At 44.2% G+C, this 23,933-nt stretch carries 14 protein-coding genes; 9 read left to right on the top strand and 5 right to left on the bottom strand.

The window, feature by feature from the left end; genetic code table 11:
• Positions 1-14: 14 nt before the first annotated feature.
• On the bottom strand, positions 15-1,772 hold the full coding sequence (locus PI95_RS07500) for an S-layer homology domain-containing protein (protein ID WP_039739282.1): 1,758 nt from the start codon (positions 1,770-1,772) through the stop codon (positions 15-17).
• A 460-nt stretch (positions 1,773-2,232) separates the two neighbouring features.
• Positions 2,233-2,469, bottom strand: coding sequence for a hypothetical protein (locus PI95_RS07495; protein WP_163518697.1), 237 nt, complete (start codon positions 2,467-2,469; stop codon positions 2,233-2,235).
• Between the two features lie 164 nt (positions 2,470-2,633).
• Here PI95_RS07495 and PI95_RS35670 point away from each other — a divergent pair, with 164 nt between their 5' ends.
• Both PI95_RS35670 and PI95_RS07485 read left to right on the top strand, forming a co-directional pair.
• Positions 2,634-5,357, top strand: a complete 2,724-nt coding sequence (locus PI95_RS35670) for a PAS domain-containing sensor histidine kinase (RefSeq protein ID WP_052324776.1) — start codon at positions 2,634-2,636, stop codon at positions 5,355-5,357.
• A gap of 638 nt (positions 5,358-5,995) precedes the next feature.
• Positions 5,996-6,436: a response regulator gene (locus PI95_RS07485; protein WP_039739278.1), complete on the top strand. Its 441-nt coding sequence runs from the start codon at positions 5,996-5,998 to the stop codon at positions 6,434-6,436.
• Here the strand turns inward: PI95_RS07485 and PI95_RS07480 are convergent.
• Entirely contained in the window at positions 6,402-6,728 is a 327-nt protein-coding gene (locus PI95_RS07480) for a hypothetical protein (protein WP_039739275.1), read from the bottom strand. The genes PI95_RS07485 and PI95_RS07480 overlap by 35 nt on opposite strands.
• A gap of 337 nt (positions 6,729-7,065) precedes the next feature.
• Between PI95_RS07480 and PI95_RS07475 the strand changes: the two genes are divergently transcribed.
• Together PI95_RS07475 and PI95_RS07470 are read left to right on the top strand one after the other, a co-directional pair.
• The gene (locus PI95_RS07475) at positions 7,066-12,993 is read left to right on the top strand and encodes a hybrid sensor histidine kinase/response regulator (protein WP_039739273.1); all 5,928 of its coding nucleotides are present in this window, start codon (positions 7,066-7,068) and stop codon (positions 12,991-12,993) included.
• A 225-nt stretch (positions 12,994-13,218) separates the two neighbouring features.
• Complete coding sequence (locus PI95_RS07470; protein WP_052324775.1) at positions 13,219-16,959, top strand: response regulator; 3,741 nt, start codon at positions 13,219-13,221, stop codon at positions 16,957-16,959.
• A 32-nt stretch (positions 16,960-16,991) separates the two neighbouring features.
• Here PI95_RS07470 and PI95_RS07465 read toward each other — a convergent pair whose 3' ends face one another.
• Positions 16,992-17,165, bottom strand: a complete 174-nt coding sequence (locus PI95_RS07465; RefSeq protein WP_163518696.1) for a hypothetical protein — start codon at positions 17,163-17,165, stop codon at positions 16,992-16,994.
• Between PI95_RS07465 and PI95_RS07460 the strand changes: the two genes are divergently transcribed.
• From PI95_RS07460 to PI95_RS07450, 3 genes are read left to right on the top strand one after another with little or no spacing between them, the layout of a single operon-like run.
• Positions 17,164-17,997 carry a CheR family methyltransferase gene (locus PI95_RS07460; RefSeq protein WP_039739271.1) on the top strand — a complete coding sequence of 278 codons (834 nt, stop codon included), beginning with the start codon at positions 17,164-17,166 and terminating at the stop codon, positions 17,995-17,997. The two genes, PI95_RS07465 and PI95_RS07460, sit on opposite strands and share 2 nt — an antisense overlap.
• Entirely contained in the window at positions 17,994-18,581 is a 588-nt protein-coding gene (locus tag PI95_RS07455; RefSeq protein ID WP_039739270.1) for a chemotaxis protein CheB, read from the top strand. Before PI95_RS07460 ends, PI95_RS07455 begins: the two co-directional genes overlap by 4 nt.
• A 58-nt stretch (positions 18,582-18,639) precedes the next feature.
• Positions 18,640-20,814: a response regulator gene (locus PI95_RS07450; protein ID WP_163518695.1), complete on the top strand. Its 2,175-nt coding sequence runs from the start codon at positions 18,640-18,642 to the stop codon at positions 20,812-20,814.
• 36 nt (positions 20,815-20,850) lie between these two features.
• Here the strand turns inward: PI95_RS07450 and PI95_RS07445 are convergent, their stop codons facing one another.
• Positions 20,851-21,549: a phosphatase PAP2 family protein gene (locus PI95_RS07445; RefSeq protein WP_039739267.1), complete on the bottom strand. Its 699-nt coding sequence runs from the start codon at positions 21,547-21,549 to the stop codon at positions 20,851-20,853.
• Between the two features lie 470 nt (positions 21,550-22,019).
• On the opposite strand from PI95_RS07445, the gene PI95_RS07440 reads away from it, so the two are divergent.
• Both PI95_RS07440 and PI95_RS37430 read left to right on the top strand, forming a co-directional pair.
• Positions 22,020-23,621, top strand: coding sequence for an NAD(P)/FAD-dependent oxidoreductase (locus PI95_RS07440; RefSeq protein WP_039739265.1), 1,602 nt, complete (start codon positions 22,020-22,022; stop codon positions 23,619-23,621).
• A 74-nt stretch (positions 23,622-23,695) separates the two neighbouring features.
• A complete protein-coding gene (locus PI95_RS37430) occupies positions 23,696-23,788 on the top strand; it encodes a zinc ribbon domain-containing protein (protein ID WP_163518694.1) in 93 nt (30 codons plus the stop codon).
• The last annotated feature ends 145 nt before the right edge of the window (positions 23,789-23,933 follow it).

Below are 23,933 nucleotides of genomic sequence, written 5' to 3'. Positions count from 1 at the left end.
TGCTTACTACATAATTAAAAGTTAAAACCAACTCCAAACAGCAATCCGACATCGGTTTGATCGAGAAAAGCTGCATTCACTGCACCTGTTGCGGTAAATCGAGAACCTAAAGGAATATCTATACCACCAGTTAACAGTAAACCAAAATCTGCATCGTCACTAGCTTCAATCGCAACCCCAGCACCTACGTAAGGAGATATCCCAAAAGTTTGCCCTGCCGCATCTGCTGTTCTGCGTGTCAGGTCTAAAGTGATAGGAACCAGAATCGTAGTATCATCGCCAAACACCGCAGAAGGTCGCACTGAGAAGTTACGTGTCAGTCCGAGTTTGCTAATTACCGCAAAGTTAGGTTCGCTCAAAGCTGAATCACCCCCAAGACCAATGTTACCAGCAACTCCAACGTAGCTGGAACCACCACGAGTAGCTCTACCTGGGGAAATTTCATTGTTTAGCTGACTTATATTAACATCGGGTGGGATAAGAACTTCGTTAATCGCGTAAATCACACCGTTGCTAGTTTGAATCGGCTGGATCACCCTAGTATTGTTCACTGTAATTTGATTGCTAGCGCTATCGAGTTGAACATTTACAGGTTTGTTTGCAAGAGTTGTTGCTTCTCCCGCCGAAGTTACTTGACCGCTGACGACGTGGTATGTCAAAATTCGTCTTAGCGTTTCTTTATTGCGCGGTTCTAGCAATCTTTGCAGAGTCTCTTGAGGTAAAGCTGCAAATGCCTCATCAGTAGGTGCGAAGACTGTATAGGGACCTTTTCCTTGCAAAGTTTCTGTTAAACCTGCTGCTTTGAGTGCAGTAGTCAAAGTTGAAAACGAACTAGTAGACCCAGCAAAAGCTACGATGTTGCTAGATGTTGTGGTCGCAGTGCTTGTTGTATTTCCTGTTGTGGTTGTCGTTGTACTTGTACTTGTTTGAGTGCCGGTGGCGCTTCCGGCTACAATATAGTTAGCTGCCGGCAAATTGCTGGCAATAGGTTGTAATTGTCCCTGTCTAACTAAAGCTTGATATAAAAGTGCTGCTGCTTCCGCACGAGTTAGAGACACCTGGGGATTCAATACTTTCAGTTCTGGATAGTTAACAACTAAGTTAGCTTGAGTCGCGGCACCGACATTATTGACAGCGTAAGCTGGAATATCTGCGGCATCTGAGTAGTAGGTACTCAAAACACTTGTTGTCGTGTCCCCAGCATTCAAACCCAAACCACTTGTCAATGCAACCAGTGCCTGAACTTTGGGAATTTGCTGATTTGGCAAAAACCGATTATTCGGATATCCTGACATAAATCCGGTTTCGTAAGCTTCTTGAATTGCCGAAGCTGCCCAGTAGCTAGCGGGAACATCTCTGAATCCACCTTGGCTTAACTGTCGCGTGGGAGTTTGATTGAAAGCCTTTTGAATCATCGCGGCAAATTGAGCGCGAGTAACAGGTTGATCCGGTTTAAATGTACCATCAGTAAAGCCGCTGATGACGTTTCTTTGAGCTAAAGCTTGAATAAATGGACTCGCCCAGTAATTAGATGATACATCACTAAAGCTTGTAGTTGTTTGAGTTTGGGCTGGGGTTTGGGCTGGAGTTTCCGATGGAGTATCGGTTGGAGTTTGCGTTGGAGTTTCGGTTGGAGTTTGCGTAGGAGTTTCGGATGGAGTAGTCTGAGCTGATGCGATCGCGCTTATTGTTATCGGCGTAATTGTAGCAGTTATCATGCTGATAGCGAAAAAAGCCGATGCCGCTGATGACCTACGAAATAAACTAAACATTATAATCTCCTCAAAGATAATTTCTATACTGAGTCAAAATGAAAAACCCTGATTTTGAGACTAAGCAAGCTAAAATCTACACCTTAAAAAATCAGTAAAGCTAAGGTCAGGCAATACCAGATTGAGACTTTACAGGTTAGAGCAGCGATCGACTCGTTGTCATCAACCTAGAGAATCATCAAAACTAAGACTTTTTACCGATTAACAATCAGTATTTATGTAATATCTTTTTTTTCAACTAGAAAACATCTATCGCAAGCTAGTGTTTTGATACGGCAAAAACAATAATATAGATGTTATTATTGGCTATTTTCGGCGCTGTTAAAGATTTTTTGCCTCACGCACTCGTTGCATCGCTCCAGAAAGAGTGTAGAACTGTTCGCGAATGAAGACCACTCTTTGCTACGAGTGCGTGATTAACTAATCGTTGAGTCGGCGAAAGAACAATTATTGACACAGCTTAGTAGTAAATACCCTTACATTCGCTCATCAGAATAGCTTTATATCTTGAACGTTGTAAGCGATCGCCCAATCGTAAATGGGGAATGGGGAATTGGTAATTGGGCATTGGGTAATGGGTAATTGGGAATTGGGCATTGGGCATTGGGCAAAATTTCTCTCCCCCTGCTCCCCCTGCTCCCCCTGCTCCCCCTGCTCCCCCTGCTCCCCCTGCTCCCCCCACTCCCCCACTCCCCACTCCCCACTCCCCACTCCCCACTCCACCACTCAAGAACACTCCTGACTTCTACCCACAGAAGGACGATAAAACCTGAACCTTAGATAAATGCATAAAAAGTCTGACTTATTGTAAGGTAAACGTAATTTAACAAAATTTATTATATTTGCTCGTAGTGTCGCACAATGTACGTTACTCGCTCCCAAATAAAATTTTATGGGATTGCTATTCTGGCTGTAGTCTTGGCATTAGTGGTGATACTGATGTTAGATCCTTGGTTGGGGATGACTCACAGCCATCTTTTGCTATTTTTTGGGGCAGTGATGGTCAGCGCTTGGTATGGTGGTATAATGCCAGGATTGCTAGCGACTTGCTTGTGTGTAGTTGTTAGCGCTTATTTCTTTATTTTTGTTACCGAGTCACTCGACCTTGATTTGCCGAATATTACACGCTTGAGCTTATTTTCCTTGCAAGGGACACTCATCAGTGTATTATGCGGGGCGCTACATAAGTATAAGACAGAAGCTCAGGCGAGTATGCGATCGCTCGCTAGCAGCGAAGAACGTTGTCATCGCATTTTAGATACTGCAACTGAGGGAATTTGGATCATCGACGCAGAAGCGCGAACAGAATATGTAAATCAGAGTTTAGCCAAGATGCTTGGCTACACTCGTGAGGAAATGTTACAGCGTTCCATTTTTGATTTTATCGATGAGTCGCTTCATGCTGAAGCAAGAATACACATCGAACAGCGTCAACCAGGAATTAAACAGCAATTTGATTTTCGCTTTTTACGTCAAGATAAATCAGATTTGTGGGCGATCGCCTCAATCAATCCTATCTTAAATCAGCAGAATGAGTTTCTCGGCTCATTAATCATGCTGACTGATATTAGCGATCGCAAGCAAACCGAATCAGCTTTGATTGAAGCGGAAATGCGATTTGCCAATTTAGCGGAGAATGTACCGGGAGTAATTTGTCAATATCGTCAAGATCCTCAAGGCATAGGTGAGTTTCTTTATATTAGTTCGGGTTGCAGCGAGCTTTATGAAATTGACTCGGAAAGAATTAGACAAAATCCTCACTTAGCATGGCAACTAATTCATCCTCACGATTTGAAAGACTTTAGACAATCTTTGATCGATTATGCTGCCACAGGAGAACAATGGCGGCATGAGTGGCGAATTATCACACCTTCCGGCAAAATAAAATGGTTGCAAGGAACAGCTCGTTCGCGACAACAACCAGATAAAACTGTTTTCTGGAATGGAGTACTGCTAGATATTACGGATCGCAAGCGTACTGAAGCCAACTTTAGACGCATCTTTGAGTCTAACATGATTGGGATGAAATTCTGCACAAGCGATCGCGAAATTACATTAGCGAATCAGGCATATCTTAATATTATTGGTTACACCCAAGAAGATTTACAAGCAGGTCGCCTGAAGTTGTCAGAAATAACACCACCAGAATATCAATCGCTAGAAGAGCAAGCTAGAGCGGAAATTCGTCAGCAAGGTACTTGTACTCCTTACGAAAAAGAGTATATACGTAAAGATGGTTCGCGAGTTCCGGTGCTAATTGGTGGAGCCGGGTTAGATGATGGTACTGATGGTGAGATTTGCTTTGTTGTCGATATAAGCGATGCCTATCGGCAAGCTACGCAACGCAAATTATTAGAAAATCAACTTCGGCAACAAGCAGCGGAACTAGACAGCGCAAATCGTGCCAAAGACCAATTTTTAGCTGTTCTTTCCCACGAACTGCGTACCCCACTCACCTCTATTTTAGGCTGGACGCAGATATTTCTAACCCGCAATTTGAATGAAAAAACTAAAGCTGTAGGGTTGGAAACAATCGAGCGCAACGCTCGCTTGCAAAAACAACTAATAGAAGATTTACTGGATATATCGCGGATTTTGCAAGGTAAACTGCGTTTGAATGTTTGCCCGATGAATTTGGTGAACGCGATTGAAGGTGCAATTAGAAGCGTGCGATCGTCTGCTGAGGAAAAGTCAATTGATTTAGAGTTTGCGTATTCTCCCAATCACTCTTCTGAAAATACAGATTATCAGTTTGAGCCAGTCAATGAAAGTGCAGACTCATTACAAAATGATGGCAAGCTTACCCAGGCAAATTATGATTCTCATCAGCCAGAATATCTACCCACTTTAAAATTACCAGAAACACAAGCCGCAACGCCGATTTCCCCAGACAATCTGCATTTATGTGATACCAAGCTGACATCTCAAATTCATCCCAAATTCTGGGTTTCCGGTGACTCCAACCGTTTGCAGCAAGTTGTGTATAACCTCCTCTCGAATGCTATCAGGTTCACACCAAAAAAAGGACGCATACAAATTACACTCTCAGTAATGGGGAATGGGGAATGGGGAATGGGGAATGGGGGACAAGAGGGACAGGGGGGACTCCTTGGAGACAAGGAGACAAGGGGACAAGGTGGACTCCTTGGAGACAAGGAGACAAGGGGACAAGGTGACAAGGAGAATAATTCTTCTTTCTCCCCATCCCCCCATCCCCCCATCCCCCCATCCCCCCCTCTCCTTGTCTCCCCCTCCCCCCATCTCCCCATCCCCCCCTCTCCCCATCCCCCCCTCTCCCCCACTCCCCACTCCCCCACTCCCCACTCCCCACTTTTTGCTCAAATTACAGTCAGGGACACAGGTATAGGAATTAGTCATGAATTTCTGCCTTATGTGTTCGATCGCTTTCGTCAAGCTGATAGCAGTATCACCCGCAAATTTGGCGGATTAGGTGTTGGATTAGCGATCGTCCGTCATATCGTCGAAATGCATAACGGAACAGTCACCGCTGAAAGTCCCGGTGAAGGACAAGGAGCAACCTTCACCGTCAATTTACCACTTTTACCAGATAAAGCTAGGGACTAGAGACTGTTTTCAAACTCCCGACACCCACCGAAGGAAAGCTTTCAAAGAGCAGGGGGAGTCACTTCATGAATGCATCCAGTGTTGTAAATTGTAGAGAGTACAGTAATTTTAGTTAGAGGTGCGATTAAAAGTTAACCTCGGCTTGGTTAAACAAAGGGTGGGTTAATTTTTGCAGGTCGATGTTATAAGATAACAGGTCGATGTTATAAGATAACGGGTCGATGTTATAAGATAACGGACCGATGTTATAAGATAACGGACCGATGTATTCATAATGCAAGCCGACGCATTAGACATCTCCACAAAAAGAGTGCAGCGTTGCGCGTACAAAGCCCGCGATTAGGCAAGCTAGCAATATTACGAATTTAGCCCACCTTCGTCAGTTCTGTTCGTATAGCCAGCGGCTTCGGTGGCTGAGGGCTTTAAAACTTGAAAACACACCCCATCCCCCATGCCCAATGACGGCAGGTGCTTCAAGCCGGGGAACCCGTCCAACGCACTGCCTCCCCAATGCCCAATGCCCAATGCCCAATCCCCAATGCCCAATGCCCAATCTTCTATAAATCCCCCTTTGGGCGGAAGTAATTAAAGACTTGCAGCCAACACACTAAAGCTAAGGAATACTAAATGCTTATTATATGGAAAGTTTGGATCTACCATCTGATTCACAAGTTAAACGTATTTTAGTTGTTGATGATACACCTGATAACTTATTCTTGATTGAGACAGTTTTGCAGGCAGAAGGATATCAAGTAGAAGTTGCTGATAATGGGCAGGATGCTCTTTCGATGATTGAAGCAGAACCTCCGGCTTTGCTGCTGTTGGATGTGATGATGCCAGGAATGCATGGTTATGAAGTGGTTCAATGCATTCGGCAAAACACTAATTTGCCTTTTATTCCAATTATTCTGATTACAGGCTGCGAACAACTAGATACATCTGAGCAATTTGATGTGGCAGTAGAAGGTTTTATCTGTAAGCCAATTGACTTTGATGAATTGCTAAAGCAGGTAAGTACCATTTTAGCGATGAAAGATTCTTCAGCTAACGCCTTTGCAAATCAGCGATTAGCAAGTTAATTCTCTCGGCAACATCAGCTTTGCCTTCTGCTTGGGCATCACGCAGAAAAATATCTATAATAAACCAGCGACACAAATCAGCATCTATTTTTACTAAATTTAAGATAACGTCGTTAATCACCTCTGTCATTAAGTAGTCCGGCAGACGATGCAACTCGTCTCTAATCATCAGTACATCATCAAGTTCTTGTGTCTGATTTGCCATCACCACAGCTTTGACTACAGCTTCGACTAAATTGTTTAAATGAGCTTTCAGACCTTTCAAGTTTTCGTCCTGGGGTTCGTCTTGCAAGGTTGTTCCTCCTAAGATGGGAAGGGGGGCAGGGTTGTTAAAATTAGCTTTGTGGGCTGAATCTCAAGGCGAATTATCGAGAAACTATAACGCCCGAACTCAAATTCAAATATCTGCGTAGTATGTATATTTAATCATCTATCTGAGGATAGATTAATTATAAACTTGCCTCTACCTCAGGTAGAAGCGGATATTGCCTTCTAAATTGCATAATGCTGAATATATTACTTTTGATATTAACCATTAGTATGGCATCAAGGTTGTATCTGCTTGCCATCTAACAAATGAAACTGATTAGCGCAAAACCTAACAACGAATATTCCTTAAAAATAAAGCGATGACAACACAAATAGCAAATGATACAGATAATCTTGACCTAAAGCAACTTTTAAGAATTTTAGCAGAGGTAAAGAAAGGAAATTTTTCTGCACGGATGCCGCTAGATCATACTGGTATAGGAGGAAAAATCGCTGACACCCTCAACGATATCATTGATATGAATGAGCGGATGGCGGCTGAGTTAGAACGTGTGAGTAATGTTGTCGGTAAAGAAGGTAAAATTAACGAGCGGGCAACGCTGGGAAATGCTAAAGGTTCTTGGAAAGCTGCGGTTGAGTCAGTTAACACGTTAGTTACAGACTTGGTGCAACCGACAGCGGAGACAGCGCGGGTAATTCGGGCAGTAGCGAATGGAGATTTATCGCAAGCGATCGCCACCGAAACTCAAGGTAGACCTTTGCAAGGTGAGTTTCTGCAAACTGCCCAAATTGTCAATAAAATGGTAGATCAACTCAACTCCTTCGCCTCCGAAGTAACGCGGGTAGCAAGGGAGGTGGGAACCGAAGGAAAATTAGGCGTACAAGCACAAGTTCCAGAAGTAGCGGGTACGTGGAAAGACTTAACCGACAGTGTAAACTTGATGGCAGGCAACTTGACCGATCAAGTGCGGAATATTGCCGAAGTAACAACCGCAGTCGCTAACGGTGACTTGTCGAAGAAAATCACCGTCAATGTCAAAGGCGAAATTTTAGACTTGAAAAACACCATCAACACGATGGTAGATCAACTTAATTCCTTTGCTAGTGAAGTCACCAGAGTAGCACGAGAAGTGGGAAACGAAGGGAAATTGGGCGTACAAGCAGATGTGCGCGGTGTCGCGGGAACTTGGAAAGACCTGACTGATAGTGTCAACTCGATGGCAGGCAATTTGACAGCACAGGTGCGTAATATTGCGGAAGTAACAACGGCGGTAGCAAATGGTGACTTGTCCAAGAAAATTACCGTCAATGTCAAAGGGGAAATTTTAGACTTGAAAAACACCGTCAACACGATGGTGGATCAGCTTAACTCCTTTGCTAGTGAAGTAACGCGGGTTGCAAGGGAGGTAGGCGCAGAAGGCAAACTCGGCGGACAAGCAGAAGTTCGCGGCGTGGCGGGTACGTGGAAAGACTTAACTGAATCGGTGAACTTTATGGCAGGAAGTTTAACCGCACAAGTGCGTAATATTGCAGAAGTGACAACAGCGGTGGCAAACGGTGACTTATCGAAGAAAATTACCGTTGATGTCAAAGGCGAAATTTTGGAGTTGAAAAACACTATTAATACAATGGTGGATCAGCTTAATTCCTTTGCCTCGGAAGTAACGCGGGTAGCGCGGGAGGTGGGAACCGAAGGGAAATTGGGGGCACAAGCTGAAGTTAGAGGAGTGGCAGGAACTTGGAAAGATTTGACGGATAATGTCAACTTGATGGCAGGCAATTTGACAGGACAGGTGCGTAATATTGCAGAAGTTGCCACAGCGATCGCTAAAGGCGATCTTTCCAAAAAAATCACCGTCGATGTCAAAGGGGAAATTTTGGAGTTAAAAAACACCATCAATATTATGGTGGATCAACTCAACTCCTTTGCGTCGGAAGTGACACGGGTAGCGCGGGAAGTTGGTTCTGAAGGAAAACTTGGCGGACAAGCTGATGTGCGCGGTGTCGCGGGTACGTGGAAAGACTTAACTGATAGTGTAAACTTCATGGCGGGTAGTTTAACTTCCCAAGTGCGAAACATCGCGGAAGTGACAACCGCAGTCGCAAATGGTGACTTGTCGAAGAAAATCACCGTCGATGTGAAAGGGGAAATTTTAGAGTTGAAAAACACCGTCAACACGATGGTAGATCAACTCAACTCCTTTTCTAGTGAAGTAACGCGGGTAGCGCGAGAAGTTGGTTCCGAAGGTAAATTAGGCGTACAAGCCGAAGTCAGGGGTGTCGCGGGTACGTGGAAAGACTTAACCGACAGTGTAAACTTCATGGCGGGTAGTTTGACTGCACAAGTGCGAAACATCGCAGAAGTGACAACCGCAGTTGCAAACGGTGACTTGTCGAAGAAAATCACCGTGGATGTGAAAGGAGAAATTTTAGAGTTGAAAAACACCATCAATACAATGGTGGATCAACTTAACTCCTTTGCGTCGGAAGTAACGCGGGTTGTTAGGGAAGTGGGAACCGAAGGTAAGTTGGGTGTACAAGCATATGTGCGGGGTGTTGCGGGAATTTGGAAAGATTTGACCGATAATGTCAACTTAATGGCAGACAACCTCACAGGACAAGTGCGAAACATAGCCGAAGTTGCGGGTGCGATCGCTAATGGTAATTTATCCAAAAAAATCACCGTCGATGTCAAAGGCGAAATTTTAGAGTTGAAAAACACCATCAACACAATGGTAGATCAACTGAGTTCCTTTGCATCAGAAGTCACTAGGGTAGCGCGAGAAGTCGGCACCGAAGGAAAATTAGGCGGTCAAGCCCAAGTTACAGGTGTGGCAGGCATTTGGAAAGATTTGACCGATAATGTCAACTCGATGGCAGGCAACTTAACAGCGCAGGTACGAGGTATCGCCAAAGTCGTCACGGCAGTAGCTAACGGTGACTTAAAACGCAAACTAATGTTAGATGCCCAAGGAGAAATCGAAACCTTAGCTGATACAATCAACGAAATGATCGATACCTTGGCAACCTTCGCCGATCAAGTAACAACAGTAGCGCGAGAAGTAGGAAGTGAAGGTAAATTAGGCGGACAAGCGAAAGTTCCCGGTGCATCAGGATTGTGGCGCGATTTAACAGACAACGTAAACGAACTAGCAGCGAATTTGACAACGCAAGTCCGGGCAATTGCCGAAGTAGCGATCGGTGTAACCAAAGGAGATTTAACGCGATCGATTTCCGTGGAAGCGCAAGGAGAAGTAGCGATTCTCAAAGACAACATCAACCAAATGATCGCCAATTTGCGGGAGACAACCCAGAAAAACACCGAACAAGATTGGCTGAAAACCAACTTGGCAAGATTTACCCGCATCTTGCAAGGACAACGGGATTTAGAAACAGTCACCAAATTGATTTTGTCAGAATTGGCGCCCTTGGTGGCGGCTCAACACGGTGTCTTCTTCATGATGGAGAGTAGCGAAAATCACCCCTCCTTCTTGAAACTCCTCAGCAGCTACGCTTACCGCGAACGGAAAAACTTATCAAATCGTTTTCACTTGGGCGAAGGTTTGGTAGGACAATGCGCTTTAGAAAAAGAGCGAATTCTCTTAACTCATGTGCCGCAGGAATATATTACAATTGCTTCCGGTTTAGGCGAAGCTTCGCCGATGAATGTGGTTGTCTTGCCTGTATTATTTGAAGGACAAGTTACCGCCGTCATCGAACTTGCATCAATGCACCGCTTTAGTGAAATTCACCTGACTTTCTTAGATCAACTGACAGAAAGTATCGCGATCGTGCTGAACACCATCGCTGCCAGTATGCGGACGGAAGAATTACTCAAACAGTCGCAATCTCTCACAGAAGAACTGCAAAGTCAGCAAAAAGAACTTACCGACACCAACAAACGACTTGAACAACAAGCACAATCTCTCAAAGCTTCCGAAGACTTGCTAAAACGTCAGCAAGAACAATTGCAGCAAACTAACGAAGAGTTAGAAGAAAAAGCCGAACTTTTGGCAATGCAAAACCGAGAAGTAGAACGGAAAAATCGCGAAATCGAACAAGCGCGTCAAGCGATAGAAGAAAAAGCCGAACAACTGTCAATGACATCTAAATATAAGTCGCAGTTTTTGGCGAATATGTCCCACGAATTGCGGACACCTTTAAACAGTTTACTTATTCTCGCCCGACTGCTGGCAGACAATACCGAACGCAACTTGACCCAAAAGCAAGTCGAATACAGCTACACGATTTACTCTGCTGGTAACGATTTGCTGGGATTAATTAATGACATTCTTGATTTAGCAAAAATCGAGTCTGGTACAATGTCGGTGGAAATCGAGGAAACTTTATTTACCGACTTGCAAAATCATGTAGAAGGCACTTTTCGTTCAATTGCCCAAGATAAAAACTTAGATTTTCGCCTTAACTTTGACGATCGCCTACCCCGCGCTATCTACACAGACACCAAGCGACTGCAACAAGTTCTGAAAAACTTGCTGTCAAACGCTTTCAAATTTACTGAACAAGGTCACGTAAGTTTAAGTGTATCAGTAGCCAGCCACGGTTGGAGCGCCGATGCCGAAATGCTTAACCGCGCTGGAAGAGCGATCGCCTTTGCAGTTTCCGACACAGGTATCGGTATCGCATCCGATAAACAGCAAGTCATTTTTGAAGCCTTTCAGCAAGCAGATGGTAAAACTAATCGCAAGTATGGCGGCACAGGTTTAGGCTTGTCAATCAGCCGAGAAATCGCTCGCTTACTCGGTGGGGAAATTCGCTTAGTCAGCGAACTCGGTAATGGTAGCACCTTCATTCTTTATTTACCGCAAACTTATTATCCGTCAGTAGAAGTGACAAGGATACAGGGGGAGCAGGGAAGGGGACAGGGGGGACTTCTTGGAGGCAGGGGGCAGGGGGAGTTTGTCTCTTTATCTCCCTTGTCTCCACGCCAGTCGCTACAACGGAGGGAACCTCCGCAACGCGCTGGGAACCCCTCTCCCTCATCTCCCTCATCTCCCCTTTCTGCCTCATCTCCCTCTCTCCCCCCCTCCCCCCCACTCCCCACATTCAGCGAACAAGCTATCGCAGACGATCGCCAAAATATCGAAAGTGGCGATCGCACTCTTTTGATTATTGAAGATGACCTAAATTTCGCCCGGATTATGCTGGATATGGCGCGGGAACAGGGCTTTAAAGGAGTAATCGCATCCCGTGGTGATGTGGGTTTGGCAATGGCGCAAGAGCTACAGCCGGCGGCGATTATGCTGGATATTCACCTGCCAGGGATGGATGGCTGGACAATACTCGATCGCTTGAAACACGATCCAGGTACTCGACATATTCCCGTCCACATCATGACATCTGATGAAGGACAATCTCGAAGTTTGCAACAAGGAGCGATCGCCTTTTTGCAAAAACCCGTTAGCAGTGAAGCACTCTTCAAAGCCTTAAGCGATATTAAGCAATTTGTCGAACGTCCGGTTAAAAACTTGCTAATTATCGAAGATGACGACATCCAACGCAATAGCATCGCCGAACTGATTGGCAATAGTGATGTGGCTAGCACAGGTGTAAGTACAGGTGCAGCAGCACTGGCAGCACTAAAATCCGGTCACTTTGACTGCGTAGTGCTGGATTTGGGATTGCCTGATATGAGCGGAATTGAGTTGATCGAGCAGATTAAAGAAGAACCAAGTTTAAATCATTTGCCGATCGTTATCTACACCGGCAAAGATTTGACACCCCACGAAGAAACTGAACTGCAACGAATTTCTAATACTATCATCGTCAAAGACGTGCGATCGCCCGAACGCCTTTTAGACGAAACCGCTTTATTTTTGCATCGCGTGCAAGCGAATCTGCCCTTAAATCAACAAATGATGTTAGAACAAGTACGGCATCAAGATCCAGTCCTGACAGGTAAAAAAGTCCTGATAGTCGATGATGACGTGCGGAATATTTTTGCCCTGACCAGTTTGCTGGAACGTTACCAAATGGAAATTCTTTACGCCGAAAATGGCAGAGACGGTATCACCATGCTGGAAAATCACCCCGACATTAACATTGTATTGATGGATGTGATGATGCCAGGAATGGACGGTTACGAAACAATGCAAGCGATTCGGCAATTAAATGAATTTAAAAATTTACCAATGATTGCCCTAACTGCAAAAGCAATGAAAGGCGATCGTGAAAAATGCATTGACGCCGGCGCATCGGACTACATCACCAAACCCGTTGATACCGAACAGTTGCTCTCACTACTAAGAGTTTGGTTGTATCGGTAAAGAGTTAGTTGTTAGTGGTTAGTGGTTAGTTGTTAGGAGGCGCGGAGTTAGAAGTTAGTTGTTAGTGGTTAGTGGTTAGTTGTCGCCTTGTCCTGTGCCAGTCGCTACAACGTTCGTGACCTCCGCAACGCGCTGGCTCCCCTTGTCCCCCTTGTCCCTCATTCCCCACTCCCCACTCCCCACTCCCCACTCCCCATTACCCATTCCCCATTCAGATACCAGATAATGTTAAAAAAGTTCAAAATTAGTACCAAAATAGGAGCAAGTTTCGCAGTAAGTCTGGTATCTTTTACAGTCATTGGTCTACTTATTTACCGAACTGCCACAGAAACGATAAAGACTAGCCGCTGGCAAACTCATACCTACCAAGTACTCACAAACCTGGAAAATTTTCTTTCTACGCTTAAAGATGCGGAAACTGGACAGCGGGGTTATTTAATTACTGGGTCGGAAGATTACTTGCAACCGTATAATGCAGCGATTCCCGTAATTGATAAAAAAATTATAGAACTACGGAGGTTGACCGTAGATAATCCCAGCCAACAGCGACGGCTTGATAGTGTAGAATTTCTTACACAGAAAAGAATCGCCAGACTGAAGCAGGTTATTGAGATTCGCCGGACTAAAGGCGCAGCAGGTGTTTCTCAAGCAATTGTCATTGACCAAGGCAAGATCATCATGGATGATATTCGCCGTGAGGTTTCGGATCTCGAAACTGAGGAACTGAGGTTGTTAAAACAGCGTTCAGCAGCATCTGATGCAGCGACAAGGCAAATGACTTACAGTATTGCCTTTGGTATCCCGCTTTATTTAGTTCTTCTAACATTAATCGCCTTTTTTCTCAATCGCAACATTTCTCGACCGCTTGAGGAAGTCTCTCAGGTTGCAGATAAAATTGCTGCGGGAGACTTAGACACGAGTGTACCTGCTGACAATCGTCGCGACGAAATAGGCATGTTGGCACAGACATTTAACAAAATGATTGCCAACTTGCGCTTAACAACTCAGAAAACAGCAGAGCAAGACTGGTTAAAAACTAACTTAGCCAAATTCAGCCGCATTTTGCAAGGACAAAGAAACTTAAAGGCTGTTTCTCAACTTATCCTCAAAGAACTCGCTCCTTTAGTCTCGGCTCATCATGGTGTATTTTACTTCATGACAACACAAGACGAGGAGCCTAGTTTAACACTTTTGGGGACTTACGCTTATCGAGAACGCAAGCATTTAGCAAACCGCTTTCAATTGGGTGAAGGTTTGGTAGGACAATGCGCTTTAGAAAAAGAGCGAATTTTGCTGACAGAAGTACCTTCCGACTACATTAAAATCAATTCTGGGCTGGGGGAAGCAACCCCGATGAATATTATTGTTTTACCTGCGGTGTATGAAGAGCGAGTATTAGCTGTAATTGAATTAGCTTCATTTCAGCGCTTTAGTGATATTCATCTGACTTTTATTGACGAACTCAGCGAAAGTATTGGTATCGTCCTTGATAATATTGTTGCATATCAACGCAGCGAAGAATTACTTGAGCAGTCGCGATCGCTTACCGAAGAGTTAAGAAGCCAGCAAGAAGAACTTGTACAAACTAACCAACAGTTAGAGGAACAAACCGAAACATTACAAAAATCCGATAAATTATTGCGACAGCAACAGCAAGATTTACAACAAAGCTACGAAGAGTTACAACAACTCAACGAAGAATTAGAAGAAAAAACTGAGTTATTAGCTCAACAAAAGCAGGAAGTAGAATACAAAAATCGCGAAGTAGAGCAAGCACGCCTAAATTTAGAAGAAAAAGCCACACAATTAGCCACGACTTCTAAATACAAGTCGCAATTTTTGGCGAACATGTCCCATGAGTTAAGAACTCCATTAAATAGTTTACTGATATTAGCGCAAGTCTTATCTAATAATAATGAAGGAAATTTGACACAAAGGCAGGTAGAATATAGCCAAACTATCTACTCTGCCGGGAACGATTTGCTATCACTAATTAATGAAATTCTCGACTTAGCAAAAATAGAGTCGGGAACAATGGAAATAGAAGTCAAAGAAACTTTTTTCAGCGAATTACAAAGATATGTAGAATGGACTTTCCGTTCGATTGCTGAAGATAAAAAACTAGATTTTCGCGTTCACTTTGATGAACAACTACCCCCTGCTATCTACACAGATCCAAAACGTCTTCAACAGTTGCTAAATAACTTGTTGGCAAATGCTTTTAAATTTACAGAACTTGGTCAGGTAAGTTTACAGGTGTCAGTTGTAACCGAAGGCTGGAGTCGCGACCAACAAAGCCTAAATAGTGCTGAATCTGTAATAGCCTTTGCAGTCAGCGATACTGGTATTGGCATTTCCCCAGAAAAACAGCAGGTGATTTTTGAAGCCTTTCAACAAGCAGATGGCACAACTAGCCGCAAATACGGCGGTACAGGTTTAGGCTTATCTATTAGCCGACAAATTGCCGAGTTGTTAGGTGGTGAAATTCGCTTAGTCAGTCAACTTAATCAAGGCAGCACCTTCACTCTCTATTTACCCCAGACATACTCTGCATCGGTGAGGGGACAAGAGGGATTAGGGGGACAAGGGGACAGGGAGACAAGGAGACAAGGAGACAAGGAGACAAGGAGACAAGGAGAATTTTTGAATAATACTCCCCAAGTCGTCCCCCCATCCCCCCCTCTCCCCCTCTCCCCCTCTCCCTCTCCCCCACTCCCCCCATCCCCCTCTCCCACTCTCCCCACTTTCACTCCTTCGGCAATTGAAGACGATCGCCAAAATATTCTTTCTGGGGATCGGACTCTTTTAATTATTGAAGATGACTTGAACTTTGCCCGAATATTACTCGATTTGGCACGCGAACAAAACTTTAAAGCTTTGGTGGCTTCTCGTGGTGATGTCGGTTTGGCAATGGCACGAGAATTTCAGCCTGCGGCGATAATGTTAGATATCCATTTACCCGTGATGGATGGTTGGACTGTACTCGACCGTTTGAAGCATGACCCCAACACGCGTCACATCCCAATTCACATTATGACAGTTGAAGAAGGGCAAAAACGAAGTCTGCAACAAGGAGCGATCGCCTTTTTGCAAAAACCCATTACCAGTGAAGCACTTTTTCACGCTTTGAGAGATATTAAGACATTTGTCGAACGTAAAGTCAAAAATCTGCTCGTGGTAGAAGATAATGAATTACAACGCCGCAGCATAGTTGAATTAATTGGTAATGGCGATGTGGTCATTACTGGCGTTGGTACAGCCACAGAAGCCTTAACAGCACTTAATACTACTCATTTTGATTGCTTAGTATTGGATTTGGGATTGCCAGATATGAATGGTTTTGACTTAATCGAGCGAATTAAGCAACAAGCAAATCTAAATTATTTACCCATCATTATTTATACTGGCAAGGAGTTAACATATCAAGAAGAAACAGAACTACGCCGTATTTCTGACACTATTATTGTCAAAGATGCGCGTTCCCCAGAACGATTGTTAGACGAAACATCGCTGTTTTTACATCGCCTTCAGTCAAATTTACCAATTGACCAACAGTTATTATTAGAACAGCTACGCCAAAGCGACCCGGTGCTAGCAGGCAAGAAAGTTTTAATTGTTGACGATGACATCCGGAACATTTTCGCCCTTACTAGTTTGTTAGAACCTTATCAAATGGAAATTATTTATGCTGAAAACGGTAGAGACGGCATTACCATGTTACAAAACAATTCTGATATTAATGTTGTCTTAATGGATGTAATGATGCCAGGAATGGATGGTTATGAAACAATGCGTGCCATTCGCGCTATTGACGAATTTAAAAATTTACCGATGATCGCTTTAACTGCAAAAGCCATGAAAGGCGATCGCGAAAAATGCATTGACGCCGGCGCCTCGGACTACATCGCTAAACCCGTTGATACCGAACAGTTGCTCTCACTATTAAGAGTCTGGCTGTATCGGTAAGGAATTGGGCAATGGGCAATGGGCAATGGGCCCTATCGCAATCGGCAATCGGCAATCGGCAATCGGCAATCGGCAATGGGAGATTTTTTCCATGCCCGATGCCCCATGCCCCATGCCCCATGCCCGATGCCCCATGCCCGATGCCCATTGCCCGATGCCCATTGCCCCATGCCCGATGCCCGATGCCCATTGCCCCATGTCCCCATGTCCCCCAAAAACCCTAACGAACTCGAAGATATTGAAATTCAGCTACTACTAGAGGGAGTGTATCGCTATTACGGCTTTGACTTTCGCAACTATGCAATGGCTTCTCTCAAGCGTCGAATTTGGAATACAATTCGTGCGGAAAAGCTAACTAGTGTCTCTGGACTTCAAGAAAAAGTTTTGCACGACCCCGCTTGTATGGAACGCTTTTTATTGGGTCTTTCGGTGAATGTCACCGCGATGTTTCGCGATCCAAGTTTCTATATTGCTTTTAGAAATAAAGCCGTTCCCTTATTGCGTACCTATCCCTTTATTCGCATTTGGCACGCTGGATGCTCTACGGGTGAAGAAGTTTATTCAATGGCAATTTTGCTATTTGAAGAAGGATTGTATCACCGTTGCCGCATTTACGCTACTGATATGAATGAAGCAGTGTTACGCAAAGCCAAAGCTGGTATTTTTTCTTTACATTTGATGCAAGAATATACCCAACTTTATTTGCGAGCGGGTGGTAAAGAATCATTTTCCAAATATTATACGGCTGGCTATGATGGTGCTATTTTCCATTCTTTTTTGAAAGAAAATCTCATATTTTCACCGCATAATTTGGTAACAGATGCTTCTTTCAATGAATTCAACGTTATTCTCTGTCGCAATGTTTTAATTTACTTTAACAAAGAACTCCAAGACCAAGTTCACAAGTTGCTATATGGAAGTTTAAAGATGTTCGGTGTTTTGGGATTGGGGAAACAAGAAACGCTGATAAGTTCACCTTACGAAGAGTCTTACGAGGAGTTAGCGGCTCAGGAAAAGCTTTACCGGAGGATCGAATGATGAATGCTATTACTGTAATTGGTGCATCTTGGGGGGGATTACAGGCAATGGAAACGATTTTGGGAAGCTTACCGAAAAACTTGGCGATCGCCATCGCTGTGGCTCAACATCGTCACAAAGACTCGGAAGGTGAATTAGTAAGCTGCTTGCAAAGGTCTAGTTTATTACCAGTAGTGGAAGTGACAGACAAACAAGCGATCGCTCCCGGACAAGTTTACCTCGCACCAGCAGATTATCATTTATTAGTAGAACCCGGTCACTTTGCTCTTTCAACCGAAGCACCCGTTGCTTATGCGCGTCCCTCGATTGATGTGCTATTTGAATCCACCGCTGATGCTTATGGAGAGCGAGCAATTGGCGTGATTCTCACAGGCTCAAGTCAAGATGGGTCACAAGGATTGGCAAAAGTCAAGTCATATGGTGGAATAGCAATTGTTCAAGAACCGACCACAGCTGTTAGTCGTATAATGCCAGATGCGGCAATTGCAGCAGTGGTTTCAGCAACAATTTTGCCTTTACCAGAAATCGCTCCTTTCTTGGTTAAGCTTTGTTCTTCCTCTTTTTTCACCTCTAGTTCCGGATAAAAAAAGGTTGGTTTAGCATCTTAAATAATAAATTTGGAATTTATAATTTTAATTGATTATGCAATCTGCACCAAAAGTAAACATCCTCTTAATAGACGATCATCCCGAAAATTTGATTGCTTTGGAAGCAATTTTAGAAGGGCTGGGTCAAAATTTAGTCAAAGCTTATTCTGGTGCGGAAGCTCTAAGGTGCTTATTGCATCAAGACTTTGCCGTGATATTACTAGATGTGCAAATGCCGGGAATGGATGGGTTTGAGACAGCAACCTTAATTCGGCAAAGAGAGCGATCGCGCAACACGCCGATAATTTTTCTCACAGCCTTTGGTGTTAACGATACCATGCTGTTTAAAGGCTATACCTTAGGCGCAGTAGACTATCTATCGAAGCCAATTGACTCGGTTATCTTAAAATCAAAAGTAACCGTGTTTGTGGAACTGTTCAAAAAAACACTCGAAGTGAAGCGACAAGCAACCGAACTCAAGAGCATGAACTCTGAACTGAGAGAAAGTGAAGAGAAATTTCGCGCCTTGAGTGCTTGCTCTCCAATTGCCATTTTTTTAACAGATACAGAAGGTAAATTTACTTATACAAATCCTAATTGTCAAGCATTTTATAACTTCCAAACTGATGAAAGTTGGGAAGAAGGTTGGGCAAAATGCATTTATGCAGAAGATCGCGATCGCGTGCTTGCTGATTGGTCGCATTCTATTCGTTGCGGACAGACATACTCAGATGAATTTCGTATTTGCCGGACAGATAATGCTTTGTGCTGGGTTCATGTCCGCACATCGGTGATGTTTTCCGATAATCGTCAATTATTGGGATACGTTGGCACAATTTCCGATATCACAGAACGCAAGCAGGCGGAAATAGTGCGCGAACAAATGATTCGCGAACAAGCAGCAAGGCAAGAAGCCGAAGCTGCCAACCGGATGAAAGATGAGTTTTTAGCGATCGTTTCTCACGAACTTCGTACCCCCCTCACCTCAATACTCGGTTGGTCGAAACAGTTGCTTACCAGACAATTCGATCCTAAAACCATAAATCGTGCCCTAGAAACAATTGAACGCAATGCCCAATCTCAAGCACAACTGATTGAAGATATCCTCGATGTCTCAAAAATTATTCGGGGAAAGTTGCAGTTGCAAATAGAACCAGTAAATCTAGTTAGTTTAATTGAAACACTACTGGAAACTGTACGCCCGCAAGCCGACGCGAAAGCCATTCAACTAGAAAGTATATTCGAGGAGCAAGTAGAAATAATTTGTGGCGACCAACAACGTCTGCGGCAAGTTATTGGAAACTTGCTCTCGAATGCAATTAAGTTTACCTCCAAAGCCGGACGAGTTGAAATAAGCTTGTCGATGGGAATGGGGAATGGGGAGTGGGGAGTGGGGAGTAGGGGACAAGGAGGACAAGGAGGACTTGGGGGACAAGGAGGACTTGGGGGACAAGGAGGACTTGGAGGTGAATTTTCTCCCTTGTCTCCCCCATCTCCCTTGTCTCCCTTGTCTCCCCCCTCTCCCCATCCCCCCCTTCCCCCCTCCCCCACTTACGCTAAAATCACAGTCACCGACACAGGAATTGGCATTAATCGTGACTTTGTTCCTTACGTCTTTGACCGCTTTCGACAAGCAGATAGTTCTTCTACCCGCTCTTATGGCGGGCTGGGGTTAGGATTGACAATTGCTCGTCACCTAGTAGAATTGCATAATGGCAAAATTTATGCTCACAGCGAAGGCGAGGGTAAAGGTGCAACCTTTACAGTTTATTTACCGCTACCAAAAGCAAATCAATTAAAGCCGGAATCTGCGGTAGAAAATAATGCAAATGACCCAGAAAATTTACCTTCCCTGGATAATGTTCAAATCTTAGTTGTAGAAGACAATATCGACAGTCGTGACTTTCTGAAAATTGTATTGGAAGAATCTAAAGCCAAAGTTACGGCTGTAGGATCGGTAAGTGAAGCGATAGAATGCTTAAAACAAAATCATTTTCATGTCCTGGTGAGTGATATTGGAATGCCGGGAGAAGATGGTTATCAGTTAATTAGTCAAGTGCGAGATTTAGAGCAAAAAAATGAAAGAAAAATTCCGGCGATCGCTCTCACCGCATACACCAGAATTGAAGATAAAATGCAAGCACTCGAAGCCGGCTTTCAAAAGCATCTCGCAAAACCAATTGAACCAGATGAGTTAGTGAAAATTGTCGCCGAACTTGTAAACTTATAAGCAGCCTCGCCCACATTGAGAAAGAATGTCTGCAAGCTATCCACTATGCCTACTATTAGGCTTAATAAGCAAACTCACCCCAACAGCCCAAGCCACAGAAGCCGTCCAGCCTGCTAAAATGTCGCTGGGATAATGAACTCCCAAATACAACCGCGTCCAGCCAATCGCTAAGACAAACACTCCTCCGGCAATCACAACCAGCCAGCGCCAACGACTACCCCATGTTAAAATCACTAAAACTGCGACTAAAGTCATACTCGACATCGCATGACCGCTGGGGAATCCGTAGTCAAACTCTGGTGCAGGGGAAACCCACAAATGAGGACGCACGCGATGCAGCAAAATCTTTGCCGTTCGGTTGATGATGATGCTGCCTAACAACGTGGTAATGAGGTATATTAGCGATCGCCACCGACGACGAATAAATAAAGCGATCGCGATCGCACTCGCAACCGGAAACACGCCCCAAAATACCCCGAATTTAGTCAGCGTCCCCGCAAAAACATCAAGGGATGGTCTAGCCGTCGAGTGAATTGCTAACAAAATCGGCACATCCCACCGAAAGCCACCTTCATTCTCCCAAACATCTTCCGCTAGTTCCCCAAAAACTTGTAAGGGTAAATAGACTCCGATTAATAAAAGCAGCAAAGACGCACGATGGGCAACGATCAGCCGCTTGAAAAAAGTCAAGAAAGACTGAAAACGTTTCCTATTCAATTTGAAATTTTTCGGCATTATTATACCATAAGCCTGTTACAAACATCTTTGTTTTATCGCTTTTTTTAGCGTCGTTAATACCTGTTTTACACCCAAAACAACTTTTAAATACGAAATCTCCATTTCTCTTAACGCTTGTGCGTTAACAACGACAAATAAGTTGCTCGATATCTCTGCTCTCAGCAAAGAAAATACTTAGTTTAGTAAATTTTGGTTGCAGAATTTACCAATAATTTGCTCTCGGCTTACGGTATCAATAATTCAGTTAAGCCTAAACTTCAATAAACGCAAGTATCTTACTTTTCTTCATTGACTGGTTCTACCTTAGGTTAGGTTTTTGGCTGTAACTTTAGAAGGTTGTTTTATGTAACTTAACAAGCAGAAAATGTTAAATGAAAATTCGGAGATTGGCTGATTGGTTGATGTATAAAAATTGGATGGAGACTTTTGCAGTAGTCCACACCAAAGCGAAAAATTATAGGTAAGTCATGCGAATTTTAATTGCTTACAAAGTTACTGAAGATATTCTACAAGACATCCTTGATGATAATATTATCTACCGACCTGACTTGCAAATTAAAGCAAGCCGTTTCATAGGCAAGACTTTGATTGAACTGAAACCGGATGTTTTGATTGTCCAAGAATTGCCAACAGAGCAGGCTATTAGAAGTTGGGAATCCGCAATGCCCGATAAAGAGCGGTTCATTGTGCAAAAAGTTAACAGCCTCCAGGCTGGGGATGCGCGAGAGTTCTGGTTTGCAGGTGTCCGGGTTTTTCCTTCTGTGCCGAACGATCGCAAGATCCATGACGATATTCAGCCGTTGAGCCAAAATGTCGCGGATTCTCCTTCTGTGCCGAACGATCGCATCCATGCCGATATTTTGCCGTTAAGCTTGGCTGAACGCATCAACACCGAACGACTCGTGGGTGCGTTGGATAATAAAAGTGTCGTTTATACAAGGCAAAAAGCATCTGTTGCGATCGTCGGTGCGGGCATTGTCAGTCTGATAACTGCCCATTATTTAGCTTCATCGGGTTACAACATTACAATTTATGATGCTTCGCCCGATCCCAGGAAATCGGAACACTGGTCAAAATATGGCTGCACGCGGGGCGGCGGCGACGCGAGGATGTTTAGCATCAGAGAGAATAATAATTACAACGACAAGGACTTTACAGGGATTGATCGCTTCAACAATAGTTATTTCCGCACAAAAGTGTCGGAACATGGATGGGCGATCTGCGACACAAATAATCTTTCCCAAGCAGAACAGACATGGCTCCACGAGTACGAAGCAGTTCCCCAATGGTTAGCAAACCTTTACAACAACGATATCATTTCTATCAACCATGAAAGCAAACTTTTGTGGTCAGACTTGATCGAAAATGCTTCTGAACTATTCCAAGGTGTAGAACTCAAAGAAGGCATTGTCGGTATGTCCTCAGACCCTGCACATTATCAGCAAGTCGTTGAACGCCATAAAAAGGCAAAGTCGCTAAAGCGCACCTTGACACCGCAACAGCTGATAGAAAAATACCCCGCCCTAGAGGATGCTTGCAAAAACGGCGTAGTTGCAGGTGCGATGGAGTTAGTTGGGTTTACCGTAAATGTCCACAAATTCATTGCCAACTTATTGGATCGTTTGGAGCAAGTAGGGGTACAATGCTTTTGGAACCAACGCATTACAAAGATTGACCGCAACGATCGCGGCGAAGTCATCAGTTTGATGTCAGGCGACGAGGCGATCGCGGCGGATAATTATGTCATCTCTCCTGGGGTGTATGGCAACGAATTGCTCAGAGGGACGCAAAGTAGAGCCTACGAAAAAGCGATCGCGCTTTGGATTGTTAGAAGCAAGCCGGAGATATTGCGTGCGTCCGTGGACATCCACCAGCCTTGGAGTTTTCGAGACGATCCCGACCACCAGGGGCGGCAAATTGATTATCGCTGGAGGACACAATACGGGGGGCTTTGCGGAATCGCCGGCGATCGCTCTTGCGGTGCTGGCATCACTGAGAGGGGAATTCCATCGTATGCATACTCTGTATCATCCCAACCGTTTTGCCGACTTTACGGCAACAGCGTCTGACTTTTCTCTTAATTTGCTAAACCGAAGTTCCCTTGTAGAGAGGGCTGGAAACTGTAACTTAATTCTTAGACAGAGTGTTCCCTTGTAACAACTGTCATCTGGAAATTCACCGTGACTTAAATGCGGCAATTAACCTCAAGAAGTATCAGAATTTTGCGGTCAGTTAGACCGTGTAAGCCTATGGACTGGTTTGTGCCGACACAGCCAGAATGAAGTGGGAAGTAAGTTTCAGAGTTTTTCATTTGTCGGTTAACAGGATGTAATTTGGTCTGAATAAGCTTGCGTGTAACTAGTCCCGTCCTTGACAAGTAG

It is taken from the genome of Hassallia byssoidea VB512170, assembly GCF_000817785.2.
Lineage (GTDB): Bacteria > Cyanobacteriota > Cyanobacteriia > Cyanobacteriales > Nostocaceae > Hassallia > Hassallia carrinoi.
This window is presented reverse-complemented; position numbering and strand designations above follow the sequence as displayed.